Below are 18,167 nucleotides of genomic sequence, written 5' to 3' on the forward strand. Positions count from 1 at the left end.
GTGCCGGTGGTCAGGCTGTTCTTGTCCTTGCCTGCCTCGCTGGCGATCACCGCGCCATGCAGGTCGGTATTGCCCTTGACGGCGATATCGAAACCGTCCTTGCCGGCCTGGATGCCGGACTGCTCGCTGACGTTTTCGTAGCGGCCATTGGCTTTGCCCAGGCTCGCGGAGAGGCTGCCGGTAGCGCCGGCCTGGCTGATGCTGATACCACCCCCCATGCTCTGCTGCCTTGCACGCATCTCCTCGGTGTCCTGGCGGCTGGCGATATTGAGATTGCCGCCTGCACTCCCGGTCACCTTGCCGCCAGCGATCGTGCCGCCGAGGACATTGGTGTCGTTGCCCGACACGAAGGTGACCGACTCGCGGCCATTCACATGGCTGTTGGCTTGCGAGATGCCCTGGCTGTCCGAGTTGCCCTTTGCCTTGGAAGCGGAGGCCGACACGGAGAGGCCGGCTTTGCCCTGGCCAAGGCCATACGACACGCCGACGCCGGCGCTTGTGGACTTGTTGGTGCTGTGGCTCTCGTTGGTGTCGGTGGCCGAGACGAAGTTGATATCGTTTTTGGCTGCCAGCGCCACCTTGTTGGCGTCGATGTTCGAACCGGCGATATTCAGGTTGCCCGCCGTTTGGTTGCCGCTGGCATCCACGCCCGTCGCCACGAAGGCCGCGGTGCCGCCTGCCGTTACGTTGGTGCCGTTGTGGCTGGTGCTGTCCTGGGTGAGGGTCTGCTTGCTCTGGCTGGTGCCAAACGAGAGCGTGACGGCGGCGCCCGCCAGGGGATCGCCCCCAGCCTGCGCCAGTGCGCTGCCGGCATCGGCAACGTCCCGCGCGGCGGCGATCCCCCACAGCGCCGAGGCACGGCCGTCCTGGCTCTTGCCTGCGGAGTTGATCTTGTTGCCGGCGTTGATGGCCGCGCCGATGGCGCCTCCCGACACGCCCAGCGTGAAGCCGCTTTGCCTGACTTCGTGGGTTTCGTCGTGGTGCTGGCGGTTCCGCGCGGCGTCGATGTTCACATCCGCGCCCACGCCCGTGATGTCGCGCCTGGCGATCAGTTCGCTGCCGGTGGCCTTGAGGGTGCTGCCCGCGTTCATGTGGACGCTGCCGTCCGTGCTGCCCACCAGGCTCCCCGCCTGCTGCGTGCCATTGTCGTTGGCGGTGTCTTTCTGGGTGCGCTTGCCGTACGAGAGCCCGGAGCCGGTGGCGCCGAAGCCCGATTTCTTCTCTTCCCTGTAGCTGTAGGCGGACGAGGTGGTCTCGGTGCCGCCAATGGTCAGGTCGCGCCCCGCGCCGAGGTTCACGTCGTGCGTGGCCGCCACGGTGCTGCCGGCTACGGTCAGGTCACGGCCTGCCGCGATGTCCACCGCGTTGCCGGAGAAGGTGCTGCCCAGCGCTTCGGTCCGGCTGTTGGCATCGATGGTATGGGTGGACTTCTTCGACAGGAAGCCGCTTTCCTGGTAGGCGTGCTCGTCATGTACGGAAGTCGATGCCTGGCCGGCCTTGACGTTGATGTCACGCCCCGCGCCCACGGCCAGCGCGCCGTCCGTGCTGACATAGGCGGCGGTGGCATTCACGTCGCGCCCGGCGATCAGGGTCGCGTCCTTGCCCGCCGTGATCTGCGTGCCGATTTCCGCGCTGCGCGATACCGCCGCGTTGTTTTTGGCGTCTTTGTAGAGGCGTTCCGACTCGCTCACCTCGACCGTGCCAAGGTTGATATCGCGGCCCGCCGCAATGCCCAGGCTGTCGGTGGCCTGGATGTTCGCGGCCTTGGTGTTGATGTCGCGCCCGGCCACGAAGGTGGCGCTGTCGGCCGCCACGCTGGAGATGCCGGCGGTCACGGCGCGGCTGCCCGCGAGGTTGCCGCTGCCGCCGGCCCCGGAGGCGGTGGTGGTGGTCAGGTTGATGTCGCGGCCTGCCGTGGCGGCCAGTTGGGCCGCCGCGATACGCCCGGCGAGATTGTTGATGTCCTGCCTGGCGCCCAGCCCCATGGCGTGCGCCGACAGCGTGCCGCTGTTGTGGATATTGGCCGCGTCCATCAGCGTCACGTCGCGGCTGGCGATGGTGCCGGTGTTCTTTACGTCGCCATCGGTCCGAAGCACCGTATTGCGCGCGGCCATCAGGGTGCCGTCACCCTTCAGGTCGCCTTCGCGCACCTTCAGGTAGACCTGCGGCACCAGGGCGCGCTGGGTGGTGCCGTCCGCCAGGGTAATGGTCTTCTCGACCAGCCACACGATGTCGGTGGTCAGCGCGCGCATCTGGTCCGCCGTCAGCTCGGTGCCCACGTTCAGGTGGAACCGCTTGCCGAACTCTGCGCCTGATTGCATCAGCGCCTTGTATTGCGCCTCGTTGTCGGTGTAGTCGCCGACGAAGCGCTGGCCGGTTCCCAGCATCACGGCATCGGCCACCAGGCGGGCTTCATAGTAGCCGTCGCCCAGGCGCTTGAGCACGTGGGTGGGGTCCTGGCCCAATTGCGTGAGCTTGAAATCGCTGGACAGCCACTGGCGCTGGCTGGTGAAGCGCGGGTCGGTCTCGATCAGGTAACGCGCGCCCGGCTCGCCATGCATCTTGAAGAGCGCATTGCCGGGCATCGCCAGCGACGGCGTGACGGTGCGGATGACCTCGCCGCCCAGGCGGCCTCCGGCCTCCGCGCCGCCCGTGGCGAGCGAGATCTGCATGAGCGTAGGCGCGGTGGCGATAGGGCCGGTGCCGGTCTTGTCCGCGACGATCGTGCCAGTGCCGTTCACAACCTGGTGATCCAGCGCCTCGCCCTTGGCGAGCCGGGTCGGAATCTCCAGATGTACCGCCGGCACGCCCATGTTGTCGTAACAGCGGCTGCGCCCGCACGGGCGGGTGTACTGGCTGGTGCCGGTTGTATCCTCCATGCGCGTCGCATCGTACGCAATGTTGTTGACACCGCCGCTGCCTGCGCCAGTCGCCAGCGTGCCGCCAACGAGAATCTGGCTCTTGTCGTTGGTGACCGTGCCAGTGAAGTTGGCGTTGCCGCCTGCCAGGATACGGGCGGGATCGGTGCTGGCGACAACCTCGTCCTGCACGCGTGTGTCACGCCATTCGATGGTCCAGGATTCCACCAGCCGACCCCGATAGTCGTGGTTGAATGCGAGGATCTTGTCATTCAGGGCTTCGTAAAGCGGCTTGCTGGCGGCTTTCGCGGCATTGTAGGCAGCCAGATCGGCCTCGTATTGCCGATGGCAAGCTACTGGCGATCCTTCCAGGCAGGGAGAGGGGACGGGGGGCAGCGCACCGGGCCGGGCCAGCCCGAATTTGTCCCAGATCGGGTCGTCGGGCTTGTAGACAAAATGATCGGCTTCCATGTTGCCATTCGCGTCCGGGGCGTACGCCAGCATTGCCAGGCCCACGGGCCAGCTTGAACCGAACGAGATTGGAATGAACGAGCGTTTCGCGTTCTGTCCCGGTGTGCCATCGGACTGGCGTGCCCAGTCGAACGGGGGGCCAAACACGCTGAAGGGGTACTGGGCCGAGGGCAGGAGCAGGCGCTTGTAGTCGTCGTCGCCAAGGTAGGCCAGGTCGTCACCGTGGCTGGCAACGTGACCGAATATGGCTCCCGATGCAGTCGGCAGCACGATCATCGCGGTGCTTGGGTCGATCTTCTCGGTGCTGCCGTTCAGCCGATAGTAAAACTCATGAACTGTTCCTGTATCGGTGCGCTTGGTGCTGAAGTGGTCGTTGCGATTGGAGAGGGCGGCAACGTTGAGGTTGGCGTCGCCCGCCACGTCGATGACGGCGGAGGCGTTGGTGAGCGCATCTGCCTGGCCGGCCGCCTTGCCGTCGGCATCCAGCGCGCGGCCCACGTTCAGGTCCTGCGACGAATAGATCAGCGCGTGCGCGCGGTTGATGATCTCCGGGGCGCCCAGCTCGATGCCGCCGCTGCGCGAGGCGGTCACGGCCCCCTGGCCGGTGACGGGGTTGATGTCGTTCAGGATCTGCCGGCCGGCGCCGATGGCCACCGAGTCGCCGTAGATGCGGTCGATGTTGGTGACGGTGGTGCCGGCCACGATGCGCACGGCGCCGCCGTCGATGAGGCCCTTGTTGAACACCGCCTGATCGGCGCGGATGCTGTTGGAGACCCGGCCGGACAGCTCGCCTGAGTTGGTGACATTGCGCCCGTGGAAGTTGGCGTCGCGGCCCGCCAGCAGCTTGCCGTCATTGGTGATGTCGCCGGCGRCATTGCCCTGGGCATCTTCGATCAGGACCTTGAGATCCCGCGCCGCGGCCACCGTCCCGGTGTTATGGAAATCGGTTTGCAGGCTAGCGGTGATGTCGCCCGCACTGGATTGCAGCGAGCCATCCCCGGTGAGGCTGTGGCCCCTGATGCCCAGCGCCTGGTTGGCGGCCAGCAGACCATCGGTGTTGGTGGTGGTCCCCACGGTGAGCTGCGCCGTGCCACCCGAGGTGACTTCGCCACCGGTGTTTTCCAATGTCGCGGCATCGGCATCAAGCGAGGCATCGGCGCGCAGCGCGCCCTGGGCATTGTCGATGGCATTGGCGGCCAGCCTGACGTTGCCGCCTTCCAGGCCCTTCGGGGCTGCATCGGTGCCGGAGAGGGTGGCGCGGTTGAGGATGGTGTCCGCCTTCGCGTCCAGGGTGCCACCGGCATGGACGAAGCCCGCCGTGTTGTCGAGCGTACCCGCGATGCGCACCTTTGCATCGCGGTTCGACGCGACCTGGCCGCCAGTGTTGGCGAGGCTGTCGCCGGTCATGCCCAGCGGGCCGCCTGCCACGAACTTGCCGCCGGCGTTGTCAACTGCCGTGCCGGTAACGGTGAGCGCCTCTTGCGCCGACACGATGCCGTCCCGGTTGTCCAGGGCTCCGGTAGTGAGCGTCATCGCGCCGTTGGCTACCGTCAGGCCGCCGTTGCTGTTGTCATAGGCCTGGCCGTGCGTGTCGGCGGCCAGCAGACCGGTTGACTGCACGACGCCGGCCCGGTTGTCGAAGGTACCGGTGCTGGTCTGGATGTTGCCCGCCGCGATCACGCCCGAGGTATTCATCAGCGCCTGCCCGCCCGTATTCGCCGTCAGCGTCCGCACGGCCGAGATCTGGCCATGGTCGTTGATGACGGGGCCGCCCGTCAGGGCGATATCGGTGGCGGAAAGCGCCTTGCCGCCGGTGTTGTCCAGCGCTCCGGTAGCCAGCAGCTTGTCCTGTACCGACCCGATCACGCCGCCGCGGTTGACGATGCCGGCGGCGGCGACGGTGGTGGCGCTGGTCCCGGTGATGGTGCCGCCGGTGTTGTCCACGGCCTGCGCCGCGCCCACGCCGAGCCCGCCGCCGCTGGTGATGGCGCCCCGCTGGTTCAGGATATTCGTGCCCTGGACGGTGCCGCCATTGACGCCCGCGACGATGGCGCCGCCGCGATTGTCCGCCGTGCCGCCGGCTTTGAACTGCACGGCACTGGCTTCCAGCCGTGCGTTCTGGTGGGTGATGTCGCCCGCCGCCGACAGATTGGCGATGTTGTGGGCGATGACATTGCCGTTCGACAGGTCCAGCGTGGGTGCCGACAGGTTGGTGTCCGCGCCGGTCACGATGGTGCCATTGGATTGGATGGCCGCTCGCGCGGCGAGATGGACCGTGCCGGTGCCGGTCACGCGGGCATCGGCATCGACCCCCGCGCCGATGGTGCCGCTGTTGGCGATGCGGTCGGCCTGGGCCACCAGATCGGTGCCGGCGGCCAGCGTGCCGCTGTTGGTCAGTTGTCCCAGCGTGGTTGCGGCAATGGCGCTGCGCGTTGTGATGGTGCCCGCGTTGCTGATGTTGGTACCAGCGACCGAGGCGCGGCCTTCGGCTTGCAGGCGGCCACCTGGCGCGATACGCACGTCGCCGTTGCTGTGCACCACGATGTCGCCCGCGCGGGCCGTGATGCCGCCGCCGAGGTTAAAGCCGACACCGCGCTCCGTGCCGATCAACTTGACGGCCCCGCTGTACATGGAGCTCAGCGCCGAGGCGTCGAGCGCGAACTGCGGGGCGGGGCCGTTGCCAGCCTGCGGGGCGGCATTCAGGGTCTGGTAGTCGACCTGGTTGGCACCCGCGAGCGCATTCAGGTGGCTGGCCCACAGCTCGGCATTGATGTTGATGGAGCGCGCCAGCAGGTCGACCTGTGCCTGCGGGCTGGACAGGCCTTGCCCGCCGATGCCGATGCTGCCCTCCCGCACGTTGAAGCCGGCCAGGCTGCCATCGGCGCTGAACGCCGGACGTCCGGTCGACAGCGTGAAACGGTCCGCGTTGATCGCGCCGCAGCCCGAGCAATACAATCCCGCCGGATTGGCCAGGATCAAATTGGCGCGATTCCCGGCGATTTCTTGCGCGCCAAGCAATTGCGATGGGTTCGGCCGGGTGACCTGGACCACGATGTTGCCGGCGTGGCCGTTGCCAAGCATCATGTTTCCCTGGACCCAGCCCGCAATCTGCGTCTGGCTGTTTGCCCCGCTGTTATTCAGCACCACGCCGGACGGGCCGACGTTGTACTGAATGAAATGACTCACGCTCGTGCCGCCGTTACGATTGGGCGGGGGGATGTTCACGACCGGGACGCCGTTGGCCGCCACTCCCACCACCGGACGCTGTCCCGGCAAACTCTTGTCCACCTGGATCGGCAGGGATTGCGCGTGCGCTGACTGGTCCATCAACACCGGCAAGCCCATCATCGACGCCGTCAACGCTGTGAGCCACAGCACCGGCACAAAGGCGCAGCCTTGGCCAATGCGTTCGGCGTTGCCCGGGCGGCCCTTGCCGCGGCCCGCGGCAGATTCCTGCACTGCCACCAGCATGCCGCGCACGGCATTGAAAACCAGGCGATGAATATTCTTGCTCATGCTGCGTTTCGGGAGAAGTAGGGTGTGCAAGCGCGTTGACGCTTGAGTGAGGCTGGACTACGCCCAGGCCAGACTGACGATACCGAGCCGGTATCCAGATTGAAATCGGACAGGTCCGAAAATGAAGGTGGAAATTTCCGAAAGGTCCGCTGTCGCCGGGAGCCATGCTTGACAGGCGGGCCAGGCTGGCGCAGGCGATCCGGCTTGCACCACGCTTTGGCAAGCGTTAGCTATGGGTGGGGCGCCAGCGGCGGCCGTGTTGCATGGCCAGCGGGAAGCGCCCGGCAGGGAGCACTCCGGCCTGACAGCCTGCCTCGGAATTCGCGCGTGCCAGCATAAAGCTCCGCTACACTGCTACGGTACGCGACCCAGCGGATCTACCCAGCGCACCTGCGTTCCGGGGCACGCCCATCCCGATGCAAGACACGCCTCTTCCCGCCACTGCCAGCGCCGCCGCCACCGATGGCCGTACCCGCAAGATCATGCTGTGGGTGGTCGCCATCGGCTTCTTCATGCAGACGCTGGACTCCACCATCGTCAACACGGCATTGCCGTCGATGGCCAAAAGCCTGGGCGAGAGCCCGCTGCGCATGCAGTCGGTCATCATTGCCTACTCGCTGACCATGGCGGTGATCATCCCGGCCTCCGGCTGGCTGGCCGATCGCTTCGGCACCCGCACCATCTTCCAGACGGCCATCGTGCTGTTTGTCGCCGGCTCGCTGGCCTGCGCCTATTCCGACAGCCTGGCCTTGCTGGTGGTCTCGCGGGTAGTGCAGGGCGTGGGGGGCGCCATGCTGCTGCCGGTGGGGCGGCTGGCGGTGCTGCGCACCTTCCCGCGCGACCAGTACCTGCAGGCGCTCAGCTTCGTGGCCATTCCCGGCATGGTGGGCCCGCTGATCGGGCCGACGCTGGGCGGCTGGCTGACCCAGACCTTTTCCTGGCACTGGATCTTCCTGATCAATGTGCCGGTGGGCTTGCTGGGCGGGCTGGCCACCATGCGCTACATGCCCAACAGCCGGCTGCACGGCGTGGCGCCGTTCGATATCAGCGGCTACCTGCTGCTGGCCATCGCCATGCTGACCCTGTCGTTCTCGCTGGATGGCCTGGCTGAACTTGGCTTTGAGCATGCCACCGTGCTGATGCTGCTGATCGCCAGCATGGCTTCGCTAACGGCGTATGTGCTGCACGCCACGCGCCGCCGCCGGCCGTTGTTCGCGCTGCGGCTGTTTCGCATGCATACCTTCAGCGTGGGCCTGCTGGGCAACCTGTTCGCGCGCATCGGCAATGGCGCCATGCCGTTCCTGATTCCGCTGACGCTGCAGGTCAGCCTGGGGTATTCGCCGTTCCAGGCGGGCATGATGATGCTGCCGATCACGGCGGCGGGCATGGCATCCAAGCGTTTCGCCACGCGCCTGATCGAACGCCACGGCTATCGCAGGGTGCTGGTCGCCAATACGTTCGTGGTGGGACTGGCGATGGCTTCGTTCGCGCTGATCTCGCCCACCCAGCCGCTCGCGTTGGTGCTGGTGCAACTGGCCCTTTTCGGTGCGGTCAATTCGATCCAGTTCACCGCCATGAATACCGTCACGCTGAAGGATCTCGGCACGGCAGGGGCCAGCGGCGGCAATAGCCTGCTGTCGATGGTGCAGATGCTGTCGATGAGCCTGGCGGTGACCTCGGCCGGCGCGTTGCTGGCGACCTTCCAGGGGACCTTCAGCCGGCATGGCGCCACCACCGCGCTGCCGGCGTTCCATGCCACCTTCATCTGCGTGGGGCTGATTACCTCGGCCTCGGCGTGGATCTTCCTGCAGCTATCCCCAGACGTGGTCCGCCCGGCCGGCAAGCGGGTTGAAGACGCGACCGAGATGTGAGGGTCGCACGGGACTATCCCCTGGCCTTCGGCGCCGGCCCGCGCGAACGCGCCGTGGCGCGTTCGCGCAGATCGTGCACAAAGGCTTCGGCGGCCTCGTCGAGTTCGCGGCCGCCCTGGCGCAGCAGCCCGACCGGCTCCTCGCTGCCCTGGCCCGAGATGGGCAGCAGCACCAGCTCGCCGTCCTCCAGCGCCTGGCGCATGGCGCAGCGCGGCGCCAGCCAGACGGCCTCGGACTTCAATGCGGTGAGCTGGCCCAGGTAAGCGTCCGATGTCTCCAGCACGCCGGTCGGCAACACGAAACCGTGCCGTGCCAGCAGGCTTTCCGCGCTGTGGCGCGGCGCCGAACCCTGCGCGGGCACCACCAGCGGGAAGGCCATGACATCGGCCAGGGACGGTGGCGCGGCGGCGAGGGCATGGCCTTTGCGCACCGCCAGCAACAGCGGCTCGGCGCTCAGCATCTCAAACCACAGCCCTTCCATCACCGCCGGATTGTCCATGCGGCCGATCGCGAGATCGAGCATATCGGCCTTCAGCCAGTCAATCAGCGTTCGGTTCATGCCGGTCTGCACCGCCAGGCCGATTTCCGGATGCGTGGCGCGGAATGCCAGCACCGCTTCCTGCAGCAAGTCCGGCACCACGCTGGGCAGGGCGCCCAGCCGGATCTGCCGGCGACCGGCGGCGCCCGGGCCACCGATGCTGTCGGCGGCTTCGTCCAGGTCCTCCAGCACGCGCAAGGCGTGGCGCAGGAAGCGCTGGCCGAGTTCGGTGAGGTCGGTGCCCGAGCGCTTGCGCTCAAGCAAACGTGCGCCCAGCAGCGCTTCCAGCTCGGTCAGGGTCTTGGAAACGGCGGGCTGGCTGAGCCCCAGTTGCTCCCCGGCCTGGCCGAGATGCTGGGTTTGCGCCACTGCGACGAAGCAGTGCAGGTGACGCAGGCGCACACGGCTGCGGAAGGTGCTCTGCATATCGAAAAGTTATGCAAATTGTCTAAAAACTCAATTTACAGGAGATATGACCGCAAATAAAGTAATGAAAATTCCCCACAAGGAGACAACGACCATGGCCGATTCGCCCATCCAGCTGGCCCCGGGGCTGGCGCAATACCGCCGGCATTACTGGGATACCCAACCCGAATACCGCTTCGATCCCTACGCCTCCACGCAATTGCGCTCGCCCAACCAGCCGCTGGTGGCGCTGGGCCAGACGCTGTCCGAAGTCACCGGCCCGCTGTTTGGCGCCGAGTTCGTGCGCCACGGCGACAGCGACCTTACCGCCGGCCATGCCGGCGAAGCCATCGGCGAACGCATCCTCGTGAGCGGCCGCGTGCTCGATGAAAACGGCCGCCCCGTGCCGAACGCGCTGATCGAAGTCTGGCAGGCCAATGCCGCCGGCCGCTACGTGCACAAGCGCGACCAGCACGACGCGCCGCTCGATCCCAATTTCACCGGCGAGGGCCGCGCGGTGACCGATGCCCTGGGCCGCTATCAGTTCAAGACCATCAAGCCGGGCGCCTATCCCTGGCGCAACCACCACAACGCCTGGCGGCCGCAGCATATCCATTTCTCGCTGTTCGGCAACGCTTATGCCACGCGCCTGGTGACGCAGATGTACTTCCCGGGGGATCCGCTGCTGGCTTTCGACCCCATCTTCAACTGCGTGCCCGACGCCAAGGCGCGCGACCGCCTGGTGGCCGCCCTTGACTGGGAAACCACGGCGCCGGAGTACGCGCTCGGCTACCGTTTCGATATCGTGCTGCGTGGCCGCGATGCCACGCCGATGGAGTAAGCCATGTTGTACGCCACCGCATCCCAGACCGTCGGACCCTACCTGCATATCGGCCTGTCCGGCCTTGACTGCGCTGACCTGACCGCCGAGGCCCCCGGGCTGGCGGGAGAGCGCATCGTGATCGAAGGCCGCGTGATCGACGGCAACGGCGATCCCGTGCCCGATGGCATGGTCGAGATCTGGCAGGCCAACCCGGCCGGCCGCTACCGCCATCCCGACGACGCGCGCGACGGCGCCGAGCTGGCGCTGGTGCCCGGCTTCACCGGCTTTGGCCGGCTGCCGACCCAGCCCGACGGCAGCTTCCGCTTTGTCACCGTCAAGCCGGGCCCGGTACCCAGCCCCGGCGGCCAGCCGCAGGCGCCGCACATCGTGGTCTCGCTGTTCATGCGCGGGCTGCTCAAGCATTTGTCCACGCGCCTATACTTCCCGGACGAAACGCAGGCCAACGCGCGCGACTGGGCCTTGTCGCAGGTACCCGCCGAGCGCCGCCACACGCTGGTGGCGCAGCCGGCGGGCGCGGGCAAGCTGCAATGGCAGGTGGTGCTGCAAGGCCAGGACGAAACGGTCTTCTTCGACATCTGACCCGGGCGCGAGCCGCTTGCGCCAGACCGAGCCCCGGCGCCGGACCCGTCATGGTCCGGCGCTGGGGTTTTTCCATGCCGATGCGAACCTGAATCGATGCCCACCTCATCCCGACTGACCGACCCGATGTTCGGCAGCGCCRCCACGCTGGCCGCTTTCTCCGATGCCGGCACGGTCCAGCGCATGCTCGACTTCGAAGCCGCGCTGGCGCACGCCGAAGCCCGCTGCGGCGTGATCCCCGCCGAAGCTGCCGAGGTCATCGCCGTCACCTGCCGCGCCGAGGAGATCGACTTCGACGCGCTGGCCGCCGCTGCCGTGGCAGCCGGCAACCTCGCCATTCCCCTGGTCAGGCAACTTACCGCCCGCGTAGCCGCGCGCGACGAGCAAGCCGCGCGCTACGTGCACTGGGGCGCCACCAGCCAGGACGCGATCGATACCGGCATGGTGCTGCAACTGCGTGAAGCGCTGCAGGCCGTCGATGCCGATCTCAAGGCGCTCGGCCACGCCTGCGCCGCGCTGGCCACGCAGCATCGCGACACGCCGATGGTGGCGCGCACCTGGCTGCAGCACGCGCTGCCCACCACCTTCGGCCTCAAGGCCGCCGGCTGGCTCGACGCGCTGCGGCGCGACCTGCACCGCCTCGGCGCCACGCGCGCGCAGGCCGCCGCGTTGCAGTTCGGCGGTGCCGCCGGCACCCTGGCCAGCCTCGGCGACGCCGCTCCGGCGGTGGCCGCCGAGCTTGGGCGCGCACTCTCGCTGGCAGTCCCGGCCACACCGTGGCACGCATACCGTGACCGCATGGTCGAGGTAGCCACCACGCTCGGCATGCTGACCGGCACGCTCGGCAAGATCGCGCGYGACGTCTCGCTCATGATGCAGACCGAGGTCGCGGAGGTGGCCGAACCCTCCGGCCCCGGGCGCGGCGGCTCCAGCACCATGCCGCACAAGCGCAACCCGGTAGGCTGCGCCGCCGTGCTCACCGCCGCCGTGCGCGTGCCGCCGCTGGTGGCTACCATGCTGGCCGGCATGGTGCAGGAGCACGAACGCGCGCTGGGCGGCTGGCAGGCGGAATGGGATACCTTGCCGCAGATTGTCACGCTGGCCGCGGGCGCGCTGCGGCAGATGCTGGAAGTGGTAAACGGACTGCAGGTGGACGCCGCGCGCATGCGTGCCAACCTGGGCCTGACGCACGGGCTGATCCTGGCGGAAGCCGCCATGCTGGAACTGGGCGGAAAGATTGGCCGGCTACCGGCGCATCATCTGGTCGAAGGCGCCTGCCGGCGGGCCGTTGCCGAAGGCACCACATTGCGGGAGGCGCTGGGCGCGACCCTGGCCGGAGATGCCGCGCATGCCGGGCTGATGGATGCGGCGGCGCTGGACCGGGTTTGCGATCCGGCCAATTACGCCGGGCAGGCGGGGGGATTCGTCGATGCGGTCCTGGCGGCCTGGCGGCAGGAGAGCACTGAGACCCCCCGGAAGCCAGCCGCAGACGCTGAATGAATACACGTACCTGAACACCGAACCGAATTCTCTGGAGATCACCTTGCCCTTCATCACCCACGCCGGCAATCGCCTCTTCTACACGCTGGAAGGCCCAGCATCCGCGCCCGTCCTGATCTTCTCCAACTCGCTAGGTACTGACCACACGATGTGGGCGCCGCAGGCCGAAGCACTGGGCCAGCAGTTCCGCATCCTGCGCTACGACACCCGCGGCCACGGTCAGTCCGCATTGCCGCCGGGCCCGAGCAGCGTGGCGGAACTGGGCAGCGATGTCATCGCGCTGATGGACGCCTTGCAGATCCGGAAGGCAGCCTTCTGCGGCTTGTCGATGGGTGGCCTGACCGGCATGTGGCTGGGCGTGAACGCGCCGCAGCGCTTCTCCCGCATTGTGCTGGCCAACACCGCGCCAAAGATCGGCACCCCCGAGGCGTGGAACACGCGCATTGAAGGCGTGTTGCGCGACGGCATGGCGCCGCTGGTGGAGGGCTCGCTGCAACGCTGGTTCACGCCTTCCTTCGTCAGCGCCGCCGGCAATCGGCTGGATGACCTGCGCAAGGTGCTGACCGGCCTGGATGCGCGTGGGTATGCCGCCAACTGCGCGGCGGTGCGCGACGCCGATCTGCGCGAAGCGGTCAGGACCATTCCGGTGCCGGTGCTGGTGATTGCCGGTAGTTCCGATCCGTCTACCACGGCGGCGGAAGGGCGCGCGCTGGCCGATGCCATTCCGGGTGCACGCTATCTCGAACTGGAGGCGGCGCATCTGTCCAACCGCGAGCAGCCGGAGCGTTTTACCGAGGCGTTGCTGGACTTCCTGGGTGACGATGCGCAGCAGGACGCGAACCGTCCGGCCAACGATGGCGAGCGCTATCAGGCTGGCCTGGTCGTGCGGCGGGAGGTGTTGGGCAGTGCGCATGTGGATCGTTCGCTGGCCCGGCTGAACTCGCTTAACGATGAGTTTCAGAATCTGATTACGCGTTATGCATGGGGTGAGATCTGGACGCGTGAAGGGTTGCCGCGGCATACGCGGAGCCTGATCACCATTGCGATGATGGTGGCGCTTAACCGCAATGAAGAACTGAAGTTGCATCTGCGCGCCGCGGCGAACAACGATGTCAGCCGCGACGAGATCAAGGAGGTGCTGCTGCAGACTGCTATTTATTGCGGGGTGCCGGCGGCTAACTCGGCCTTTCATATGGCAGAGGAGGTGTTTGCCGCGGTGGATGCGGAGGCTTTGAAGGGTTCGTAAGCGGTGAGGGCTGTTTGCGGCTTTGTTTGGGCGGTGATGGTTTTTGCACCCAATAGCCGTACGACAGTCCCACTGTTGGGGTGCTCGGTGTCTTTTTGAGCGGCGTTGGCATCTTGCACCCAAGTGCGTACGACATCCCCCGCAGGGGGATGTCGTACGCACTTGGGTGCAACAACCATCGCCGCCCAAACAAACCGCAAAAAGCCCTACAACCTCTCCTGCCCAATAACCACCACATCCAACTCGATACCCATGGCCGCCAACATAAATTGGAACGCCGACACCGTATGCACCGGGCTTTCAGTAACGGCACAAGCGACCTGGCCAGTGCCGCAGCGCCGCTGCCCGCGCTCAAGGCGCTGGATGGCGGCGGCCGCGTGATCCATTGCGGCAGTTTCAACAAGAGCCTCTATGCCTCGCTGCGGATCGGCTATATGGTGATGCCCGACGCGCTGCGGCCGGCCCTGCGCCACCTGCGCGTCTCACGGAACGTGTACCTGCGCCGCCGCGACATCGTGCTGGCGGAGCTGCGGGCGGCTCTGGGCGAGCGCCTGCGCGTCAGCGGGGAACACGCCGGGTTTCACTTCGTGCTGTGGCTGCCGGACGGCATCAGCGAGCACGATGTGGTGCAAGCCCGCGCCGGCGCGAACCTGACGCTGCAGAGCCTGGGCGAGTTTTGCCGGGAGCGGGCAATGCCGCCGGCGCTGGTGATCGGTTACGCCGCGGCGCAGGACGATGTGCTGCGCGACGCGGCGAAACGGCTGGCGCAGGAGATTGCCGCACTGGCTCAGGCCGGCGGCACGAACTCGGTGACCTCCAGCTCGAATCCCGCGATATTGCGATAGGGCACCGGCTGGCTCAGCAGCCGCAGCTTGCGCGCACCCTGGTCTCGCAGGATCTGCGCCCCCACGCCAAGCGCACGCTGCGCGAACGATGGCGGCGCGGGCCGTCCCCTGGCTTGGCCCAGGCGCGAGACCTCTTGGAGTAGCTGGTGAGGCGGCTCGCGCTCGGCCAGCAAGACCAGGATGCCGCAGCCCTCCGTGCCGATGCGCGCCAGCGAACGTGCCAGGTTCCAGCCCGGCGCGGGCGCCGCCTGAGTTTGCGCCGGTTCGAACGCGAGCACATCGCGCAAGGTCTCCACGGTCTGCACGCGCGTCAGCACCGGCTTGCCCGGCTCCGGCCGGCCAAGCACCAGCGCCAGGTGCACGGCGTCGATGGGCTCGTCGTAGTACGCATGCACCGCGAACTCGCCGTAGGGCGTGGCCAGCCGGCCGCTCTGGCTGCGGCGCAGCGCACCCTCCACCAGCAGGCGGTGATGGATCAGGTCGCTGATGGCGCAGATCATCAGGCCGTGCGCACTGGCGAAGTCCGGCAAGGCGGTGCCGCGCAGCAACTCGCCGGCGTCGTCCAGCAACATCGTGTAGGCGCCCGCGGCCTCGCGCCCGGCCAGTCTGGGCAAATCCGAGCAGGCTTCGGCGAAGCCGGCGCGGCGCAGCACGCCGTCAGGCTGCGCCACGATGGGAAAGACGTGGCCCGGCTGGACCAGGTGGCCTGTCCTGGCATGCGCGGCGCTGGCCACGCGCATCGTCAGCGCGCGGTCGGCGGCGGAGATGCCGGTGGAGACGCCATCCACCGCTTCGATCGATACGGTGAACGGCTCGCGCTGCCTGCCGCCGACCGCCATCATCGGCAAGCTCAACTGCCGCCGCCTGGATTCGGTGATGGCCAGGCAGACCAGGCCGCGCGCGTGCGCCGCCATGAAGTTGACGTCGGCCTCGCTGATCTTGTCCGCCGCGACCAGCACGCAGCCGCTGGCTTCCGCGGTGTCGTCCTCGATGACCACGACCCGCTGGCCGGTGGCGATGGCGCGCAGCACGTCGCCGATCGGTGCGGGCCTCATGCCGCCTCCCGCGCATCGGCAAAGGCGGCGCGCAAGGCGGACGCCGCCAGGTCGAGCGCCGCGTCGGCCGCGTCCAGCAAGCCCTGCATGCTCATGAAGCCATGAATCTGCCCGGGCCAGCAGTGCAGGGCGCTGTCCACGCCGGCGCGTTGCATGGCGGCGGCGTAGGCCTCGCCCTGATCGCGCAGGGGGTCGAATTCGGCCGTGATGATGGTGGCCGGCGCCACGCCCGCCAGTTCGCGCTGGCGCAGCGGGCTGGCCCGCACATCGGCGGCATGGCGCGGGTCGGGGAGATAGTGGCGGGCATACCAGCGCAGCATGTCCCCGGTCAGGAAGCAGCCTTGCGCGAAGGTGCGCCAGCTGCCGGATTCGTCCGCGCAATCCAGGTAAGGGTACAGCAGCAACTGGTGGCGCAGCGCCACGCTGCCACGCAGTTGCTGGCATGCAACCGCGGCCAGGTTGCCGCCGGCGCTGTCGCCGGCGACAGCCATCCTGTCCGGCAGTGCGCCCAGTTCGGCGGCGTGTGCCGCGCTCCAGCGCAGCGCCGCGCAGGCATCGTCGGCAGCCGCGGGAAAGCGTGCCTCCGGCGCCAGCCGGTAGCCGACCGACAGCACCAGGGTCTGCGCGCGATTCGCCAGCGAGCGGCAGATATTGTGGTGCGTTTCGATCCCGCAGGTGACGAAGCCGCCACCGTGGAAGAACACCGTGAGCGGCCAGGGGCCATTGCCAGGCGGGCGGTAGAGGCGGGCAGGCAAGGGGCCGGCGGCGCCGGCCACGCTCAGTTCGCGTTCTTCCGCGACCGCATCCCCCGGCGCGAACGCGGGGTGCGCGGCCAGCACGGCGCGGTAGGCGTCTGGCGTGATGGTGGTGAAGTCGAGTGGCGGGAACTGCGCCATGGCGTCGAGCAGGGCGCGGACTTGCGGGTCGAATTGCATTGGTTTTTCCTTATGCTGAAGGAAGTGCAGGGGGGGAGAGGGTGCGGCAAAGGCAGGCGAGGCTCAGAAAGCGAAGGCCGGCGCCTTGCCGCTGGCGATGCCGTTCGCGCGCGCTTGCGCGGCGGCGGCGGCTTCGGCGTGCGGCAGGATCCAGAAATCTCCGGCGGCCACGCCGTCGAGGATGTGCCGGGCCATGGTTGCCGCTGGCATGCCCTGCGCGATGCTCGCCTGTAGCGCCTGGTTCATGCCGCCGACGCCGCTCTGCGCGCCGGCCGGCAGGTCGAGCGCGATGCCGGTGGCCACCGGCCCCGGGCATGCCACCGACACCTTGAGCGGCATGCCCGCCGCCTGCAGTTCCATCGCCAGCCCTTCGCTCAACGCCACCACGCCCTGCTTGGACACGGTATAGGGCGCAAGCCAGGGGCCCACGGCAAGACCTGCCATCGAGGCGATGTTGACGATATGCCCGCTGCCTTGCACCGCCATGCGAGGCACAAAGACGCGCAAGCTGTGGATTACGCTCCACAGGTTGACGTTCAGCACACGCTCGAACACRGCGGCATCCAGCTCCCAGCAGGCGCCGGTCGCCAGCACGCCGGCATTGTTGAAGAGCAGGTCGACCCGGCCCAGCAGTTCGAAACTGCGCGCGCAGAGCTGCTCGACCTGGGCAGCCTGTGCCACATCGGTTGGCAGTATCGCTATCGTTTGCCGGTGGTGCGTCAGTTCGCCGTGCACGCGCAGCAGCGCGTCGGCACCCTTGTCCGCCAGCACCAGCGCCACACCCTGCGCGGCGAGCGCGTGGGCCAGGGCCCGGCCTATGCCGCCGCCGGCGCCTGTGATCACTGCGGTCTTTCCGGTCTCGTTTGCCGCCATGGCGGGTCTCCTGGCGAAGTGGTTGGAATGGATGGCGCGCGGGATTGCGTCCGCCCATTTCTACCTGCCGGGCGTGGCCCTCGCATCGTCTGTTTGAGTGAGGTGTCAGGCGCCAGCGAGGCTCAGGGATTGCCCCGAGAGGGGAGTTGCCTAGTCCGTTTGCGGTATGTGAGCGCCCGGCAGGAGGGTAAGGTCTGGCCTATCCGCAGCGGCGAAGCGGGTGCGAAAGCAAGCACCTGCCTCGCCGACAGCGGCCTCATACGGCGCGCCGATAGGTGCAAACCATGATGCGCAATCCTGCCACCGGTGCCGTGGCAATCCATATAATCGGGAACCGCCGGGGGGGCGCACCGCCCTTGTCATGGCAAACGCCGGCCGCAGAGCCAGGCGTGGATAACGGAGACAAGAGGTATGTTGATGGAGGCAAGCCACAGCCAGGAAGCGGCGCTTTGCTACGCGCCGGTGGCGCTCTCGCTGGCGGATCTCAGCACGCTGCTTGGCAAGATCTACCAGGGGGCCATGGAGCAGGTGCCATGGAGCAAGGCGCTGGAACTCATCCGCACCCACCTGCATGCGAACTACGTCACGCTGATCCTGCGCTCGCCGGCAAGCGACCGGGCGGGCCTGATGG

At 67.7% G+C, this 18,167-nt stretch carries 11 protein-coding genes and 1 pseudogene; 7 read left to right on the forward strand and 5 right to left on the reverse strand.

The window, feature by feature from the left end; all coding sequences use genetic code 11:
* A partial coding sequence (locus AC1DKD_RS25730; RefSeq protein ID WP_477143860.1) for a two-partner secretion domain-containing protein occupies window positions 1-6,845 on the reverse strand: 6,845 nt, incomplete at its 3' end.
* Window positions 6,846-7,261: 416 nt separating this feature from the next.
* Here AC1DKD_RS25730 and mdtD point away from each other — a divergent pair.
* Window positions 7,262-8,716, forward strand: a complete 1,455-nt coding sequence (gene mdtD / locus AC1DKD_RS25735) for a multidrug transporter subunit MdtD (RefSeq protein WP_441636495.1) — start codon at window positions 7,262-7,264, stop codon at window positions 8,714-8,716.
* Window positions 8,717-8,729: 13 nt separating this feature from the next.
* On the opposite strand, the gene AC1DKD_RS25740 is transcribed toward mdtD, so the two are convergent.
* Window positions 8,730-9,680: a LysR substrate-binding domain-containing protein gene (locus AC1DKD_RS25740; RefSeq protein ID WP_441636497.1), complete on the reverse strand. Its 951-nt coding sequence runs from the start codon at window positions 9,678-9,680 to the stop codon at window positions 8,730-8,732.
* Between the two features lie 94 nt (window positions 9,681-9,774).
* Here AC1DKD_RS25740 and pcaH point away from each other — a divergent pair, with 94 nt between their 5' ends.
* The 5 genes from pcaH to AC1DKD_RS25765 all read left to right on the forward strand — a co-directional run bounded on the left by pcaH (window position 9,775) and on the right by AC1DKD_RS25765 (window position 14,673).
* On the forward strand, window positions 9,775-10,500 hold the full coding sequence (pcaH, locus tag AC1DKD_RS25745; RefSeq protein WP_441636499.1) for a protocatechuate 3,4-dioxygenase subunit beta: 726 nt from the start codon (window positions 9,775-9,777) through the stop codon (window positions 10,498-10,500).
* A gap of 3 nt (window positions 10,501-10,503) precedes the next feature.
* Window positions 10,504-11,082, forward strand: a complete 579-nt coding sequence (gene pcaG / locus AC1DKD_RS25750) for a protocatechuate 3,4-dioxygenase subunit alpha (protein ID WP_441636500.1) — start codon at window positions 10,504-10,506, stop codon at window positions 11,080-11,082.
* A 96-nt stretch (window positions 11,083-11,178) separates the two neighbouring features.
* The gene (locus tag AC1DKD_RS25755; RefSeq protein ID WP_477143861.1) at window positions 11,179-12,582 is read left to right on the forward strand and encodes a 3-carboxy-cis,cis-muconate cycloisomerase; all 1,404 of its coding nucleotides are present in this window, start codon (window positions 11,179-11,181) and stop codon (window positions 12,580-12,582) included.
* Window positions 12,583-12,625: 43 nt separating this feature from the next.
* Window positions 12,626-13,828: a bifunctional 3-oxoadipate enol-lactonase/4-carboxymuconolactone decarboxylase PcaDC gene (gene pcaDC, locus AC1DKD_RS25760; protein ID WP_441636504.1), complete on the forward strand. Its 1,203-nt coding sequence runs from the start codon at window positions 12,626-12,628 to the stop codon at window positions 13,826-13,828.
* A gap of 149 nt (window positions 13,829-13,977) precedes the next feature.
* Entirely contained in the window at window positions 13,978-14,673 is a 696-nt protein-coding gene (locus AC1DKD_RS25765) for a hypothetical protein (RefSeq protein ID WP_477102764.1), read from the forward strand.
* On the opposite strand, the gene AC1DKD_RS25770 is transcribed toward AC1DKD_RS25765, so the two are convergent.
* The 3 genes from AC1DKD_RS25770 to AC1DKD_RS25780 all read right to left on the reverse strand — a co-directional run bounded on the left by AC1DKD_RS25770 (window position 14,616) and on the right by AC1DKD_RS25780 (window position 17,536).
* A complete protein-coding gene (locus AC1DKD_RS25770) occupies window positions 14,616-15,728 on the reverse strand; it encodes a 3,4-dihydroxy-2-butanone-4-phosphate synthase (protein WP_441636184.1) in 1,113 nt (370 codons plus the stop codon). The two genes, AC1DKD_RS25765 and AC1DKD_RS25770, sit on opposite strands and share 58 nt — an antisense overlap.
* Window positions 15,725-16,663 (reverse strand): alpha/beta hydrolase, encoded by a 939-nt coding sequence (locus tag AC1DKD_RS25775; protein WP_441636186.1) that lies wholly within the window; start codon window positions 16,661-16,663, stop codon window positions 15,725-15,727. The genes AC1DKD_RS25770 and AC1DKD_RS25775 overlap by 4 nt, the downstream gene beginning before the upstream one ends.
* A 63-nt stretch (window positions 16,664-16,726) precedes the next feature.
* Complete coding sequence (locus AC1DKD_RS25780) at window positions 16,727-17,536, reverse strand: SDR family NAD(P)-dependent oxidoreductase (RefSeq protein WP_441636188.1); 810 nt, start codon at window positions 17,534-17,536, stop codon at window positions 16,727-16,729.
* Between the two features lie 411 nt (window positions 17,537-17,947).
* On the opposite strand from AC1DKD_RS25780, the pseudogene AC1DKD_RS25785 reads away from it, so the two are divergent.
* Window positions 17,948-18,167, forward strand: a pseudogene (locus tag AC1DKD_RS25785) (helix-turn-helix transcriptional regulator); the annotation flags it as partial.

The sequence above is a fragment of the Cupriavidus sp. 05T313 genome (assembly GCF_056396665.1).